Origin of the sequence: Pseudomonas sp. (assembly GCF_050739655.1) — a bacterium.
In the GTDB taxonomy this organism is placed as follows: Bacteria; Pseudomonadota; Gammaproteobacteria; order Pseudomonadales; family Pseudomonadaceae; genus Aquipseudomonas.
In genome coordinates this window covers 1-4,267 of record NZ_JBOIBY010000281.1, presented here as the reverse complement: position 1 = coordinate 4,267, position 4,267 = coordinate 1, and the positions used below count along the sequence as shown (strand labels likewise).

Genomic DNA, 4,267 nt, shown 5'->3' with positions numbered 1-4,267 from the left:
ATGGTAGCCCAGACAACGCGGGCATTCAGGTACCACGCGTAATCGTTGACGACCATCGCGAGCAAGCTCGCTCCTACAGTTTTCTGTCATTCGACGCTGGCGTCATCCTGGAACTGGTCTTTGACGTACTTGATCTCGGTGCGGCCGTGGGGTGCTGGCAGGCCGTCCTCGCCGAGGTTGACGAAGACCATCTTTTCCACCGTCAGAATGCTTTTGCGCGTGATCTTGTTACGCACTTCGCAGGTCAGGGTGATCGAGGTGCGACCGAACTCGGTGGCGGTGATGCCCAGTTCGATGATGTCACCCTGGCGCGAGGCGCTGACAAAGTTGATTTCGGAAATGTACTTGGTGACCACGCGCTGGTTGCCCAGCTGGACGATGGCGTAGATCGCCGCTTCTTCGTCGATCCAGCGCAGCAGGCTGCCGCCGAACAGCGTGCCATTGGGGTTGAGGTCTTCGGGCTTGACCCATTTGCGGGTGTGGAAATTCATATGCACTCCTGAGCGTCTTTCCGATAGATGCCCGGGATCATGGCAGAGCTTTCGCCAGAGCTCTATTGGGCATCTTCTATAGCCACTATTACCGTTCGCACATTGACCGACAGAAACCCTTTGGAAGATCAGCATAGCCCGCTATAATCGCCACCGTTGTACGACACGTAGATCGTGTCTCCGACTTCGAGGTGTAAGGTCATCTTGAAGGGTTCTTTCTCAGTAGAACCGAAGCTCAGGCACCCAATCCCGAGAACCAAAATCCTTTCCAAAGTCCTATGCCTTCAAGGACTTGCCGCTACGGCGGATGGCAATGCCAGGTCGATTCGCACTCTATATATCGACCTAAGAACCGGAGTTCCCGGCTCGAGAGTGCTCACTCATCTCAGCCCTATCTCAGGGCACAACCCTGCGGGAAATAATCCCCGTAGGGGTTATCTCCTGCCTCAGAAATAAGAGGCAATACTTCTTTCAAGCATGCCGCCTAACTAGGCAGTTCCTGCTTTTGTCATTTTCGTCATTTCTCGGAGACATGAGCGCAAGCTCTGTTTGTCATTGTCCATCTACCTTGCCTGCAAGGTGGCAGCGGACTCGTTGTGCGACCAACGATAGCCTACGAAGACATGCGTCACTGGTAACGGTGGGGTGTGAAGTTTTTCTGACAATGTGCCCCCTAACGGGTGCGACCTCGCCGCGAGGCAGGACGCAGATGCTCGGAGCAGTACCGGGTTGAGGCGCTAGGCTGGCTGGCATGGGTAACCCATGTGAACTGCTGATAAACACCGTAACGATTGACGAGCCCAAACTGCTGACAGGCTCGAACCAAAAGGTATGTGGTCGGATATCGCTGTAGCGGATAGAGATACGTCGCCGTATGACCACCGGTGGAAAGGCAGACCCTAACCCAGTCGTGTGACAGGCAGGGAACGTGGTAAGCCCGTATGGCTGCCTTCGGGCAGGTGAACCGCAAGGGGATCTGTTGGCTGTGCGGGTATGGGATCGCAGAGAAAGCGAACGCCGGGCTGTAATGGTCCGGATAGGGGTTGAGACATTACTCCACGGGAAACCGGGCAGACTTCTGCGTGGTCTTTCGTCGCATGAACTCTGACTGAACCTGTCTCAATGATCTTAGAGGCCAGCAACAGTGGTCTCCAATTAATCCAACCCTGACGGGAACGTCCATCCCCGTCAGGGGATGCGTACGTCTTCTGTCCGGGGAAACTTGAGAGGAAGGCAGCATGATAGAACACAGCCTAAAGGCCGTGTCTGCGCCCTCCGGCGTTCCGCAGCAGTGGCACGACATCGATTGGCGTCGTGTTCAGCGGAATGTTCGGGCAATGCAGGTACGGATTGCGAAGGCTTGTCGGGAAGGCCAATGGCGCAGGGTGAAAGCCTTGCAACGGATGCTGACCCACTCTCGAACGGCCAGGTACTTGGCCGTACGGCGAGTCACTGAAAACCAGGGTAAGCGCACGGCGGGAGTCGACCGCATGCTCTGGGATACACCCGACGCGAAATGGAAAGCGGCAAACGGGTTGAAGCGCCACGGATATCAGCCACGGCCTTTACGGCGTGTGTTCATTCCGAAGTCGAATGGGAAAGAACGTCCTTTGGGCATTCCGACCATGACGGACAGGGCCATGCAGGCTTTATACCTGCTGGCGCTGGCGCCCATTGCAGAAACCACCGGTGATCCGAACAGCTACGGCTTCAGGATTGAACGTTCGACGGCGGATGCGATGGGGCAGCTGTTCATCTCTCTTTCTCAAAAGGTTTCGGCCCAATGGGTACTGGAGGCGGACATCAAAGGTTGCTTCGACCATATCAACCACGACTGGCTGATCGCCAACGTCCCTACGGACAAAACGATCCTTCGGAAGTGGTTGAAAGCTGGTGTGATTCACAAAGGCCAGCTACAGGCAACGAATGCCGGTACGCCGCAGGGCGGGATTATCTCGCCCACCTTGGCAAACATGGTGCTGGATGGTCTGGAAACCCAGCTCAAGCAACATCTGGGCGTGACAAGGGCCAAGAAGCTGAAGATCAATGTGGTGCGATATGCGGATGATTTTGTGATCACTGGTAGCTCGAAAGAGATACTGGAAAACGAGATCAAGCCTTGGGTGGAGCAGTTCCTTTCAGTACGGGGACTGCAGCTGTCACCGGAGAAAACCCATGTCGTCCACATTGATGAAGGCTTCGACTTTTTGGGATGGAATTTCCGCAAGTACAAAGGGAAGCTCCTGATCAAACCGAGCAAGAAAAACGTGCAAGCGTTCTATCGCAAGGTAAAGGAAGTCATCAGTACCAATAAAACCGCTAGGCAGGAAGACTTGATCCGACTGCTGAACCCCGTACTCCGAGGTTGGGCGATTTACCACCAGCCAGTGGTTGCCAAGCAGACGTACAGCCGCATGGACCATTTGATTAACTATGCGCTTTGGCGCTGGGCTAAACGGCGACACCCCAACAAGAATGCGGTCTGGATAAAGGAGAAGTACTTTCCCGCACAGGAGCAGAAATGTTGGGTATTCGCCGAGTCGGTGATAAACGGAAGGGGAGAACGTGTGACCCTAAAGCTGTACTCGTTAGCCGAGACCCCCATTGAGCGACACCGAAAAGTCAGCGGAGGATACAACCCCTTCGATCCTGCGATGGAGGGGATGAGCGAGAAACTGCGTATGGACCGGATGCTGAAAAAGATGAAGTACCGGAAGCAGATTGTCAGCTTGTTCCGAAGCCAGAATGGAAAGTGTGCGTTATGTGGGCAATCGATAACCAAAGAGACTGGATGGCACGACCATCACGTCATCTACCGCATTCAGGGTGGTGACGACTCTTTGGGCAATCGGGTACTATTGCACCCTGTTTGTCACCAGCGGCTCCACGCGCTGGGTTTGACAGTGAACAAACCGGCCTCTAATTGAGGTTTTGCAAGACTTGAGCCGTATGCGCTGAAAGGCGCACGTACGGTTCTTGGGGGGCCTCATTCCAGCAATGGAATGGGGCTACCCAACTCAAAACGGTAACCTCTACTTGATACCGTTTCCCGCCACCTGTCCGAGGGGCGCTGCAGCAGGTAAAACCTGTCAGGCTCGGATGGGGCGTTGCCAGGCCTTGACCGGCCCGACACTAAACGCACAACGGCGCCCATTCGCATAATTACGAATGGAGGCTCTTCATGAGCGCTGTTATCACGCCTGCAGATTTTAACGACTACAAAGTCGCCGACATGTCCCTGGCTGCCTGGGGCCGTCGCGAAACCATCATCGCCGAATCCGAAATGCCAGCTCTGATGGGGCTGCGTCGCAAGTACTCCGAAGAGCAACCGCTCAAGGGCGCGAAGATCCTTGGCTGCATCCACATGACCATTCAGACTGCCGTGCTGATCGAAACCCTGGTTGCCCTGGGTGCCGAAGTACGCTGGTCGTCCTGCAACATTTTCTCGACTCAGGACCAGGCTGCCGCCTCCATCGCCGCTGCCGGCATCCCGGTTTTCGCCTGGAAAGGTGAAACCGAGCAAGAGTACGAGTGGTGCCTGGAGCAAACCATCCTCAAAGATGGCGCGCCTTGGGATGCCAACATGATCCTCGACGACGGCGGCGACCTGACCGAGCTGCTGCACAAGAAATACCCACAGGTTCTGGATCGCGTCCACGGCGTGACCGAAGAAACCACCACCGGCGTACACCGCCTGCTGGACATGCTGGCCAAGGGCGAGCTGAAAATCCCGGCCATCAACGTCAACGACTCGGTGACCAAGAGCAAGAACGACA

General features: G+C 55.5%; 3 protein-coding genes and 1 riboswitch. Of the genes, 2 read left to right on the top strand and 1 reads right to left on the bottom strand.

Translation table 11 applies throughout. The features are described 5' to 3' along the window. Window positions 1-86: 86 nt before the first annotated feature. On the bottom strand, window positions 87-491 hold the full coding sequence (locus tag ACRESJ_RS13915; protein ID WP_103396738.1) for an acyl-CoA thioesterase: 405 nt from the start codon (window positions 489-491) through the stop codon (window positions 87-89). A gap of 1,238 nt (window positions 492-1,729) precedes the next feature. Between ACRESJ_RS13915 and ltrA the strand changes: the two genes are divergently transcribed. Together ltrA and ACRESJ_RS13905 are read left to right on the top strand one after the other, a co-directional pair. Then, a complete protein-coding gene (ltrA, locus tag ACRESJ_RS13910) occupies window positions 1,730-3,418 on the top strand; it encodes a group II intron reverse transcriptase/maturase (RefSeq protein WP_431758405.1) in 1,689 nt (562 codons plus the stop codon). Window positions 3,419-3,547: 129 nt separating this feature from the next. After that, window positions 3,548-3,650: riboswitch (S-adenosyl-L-homocysteine riboswitch) on the top strand. Window positions 3,651-3,672: 22 nt separating this feature from the next. Continuing rightward, a partial coding sequence (locus ACRESJ_RS13905; RefSeq protein WP_431758404.1) for an adenosylhomocysteinase occupies window positions 3,673-4,267 on the top strand: 595 nt, incomplete at its 3' end.

Bases quoted from the DNA above. Each gene is read 5' to 3' on its own strand.
- ACRESJ_RS13915 (WP_103396738.1), bottom strand. From the start codon at position 491: ATGAATTTCCACACCCGCAAATGGGTCAAGCCCGAAGACCTCAACCCC.
- ltrA (WP_431758405.1), top strand. From the start codon at position 1,730: ATGATAGAACACAGCCTAAAGGCCGTGTCTGCGCCCTCCGGCGTTCCG.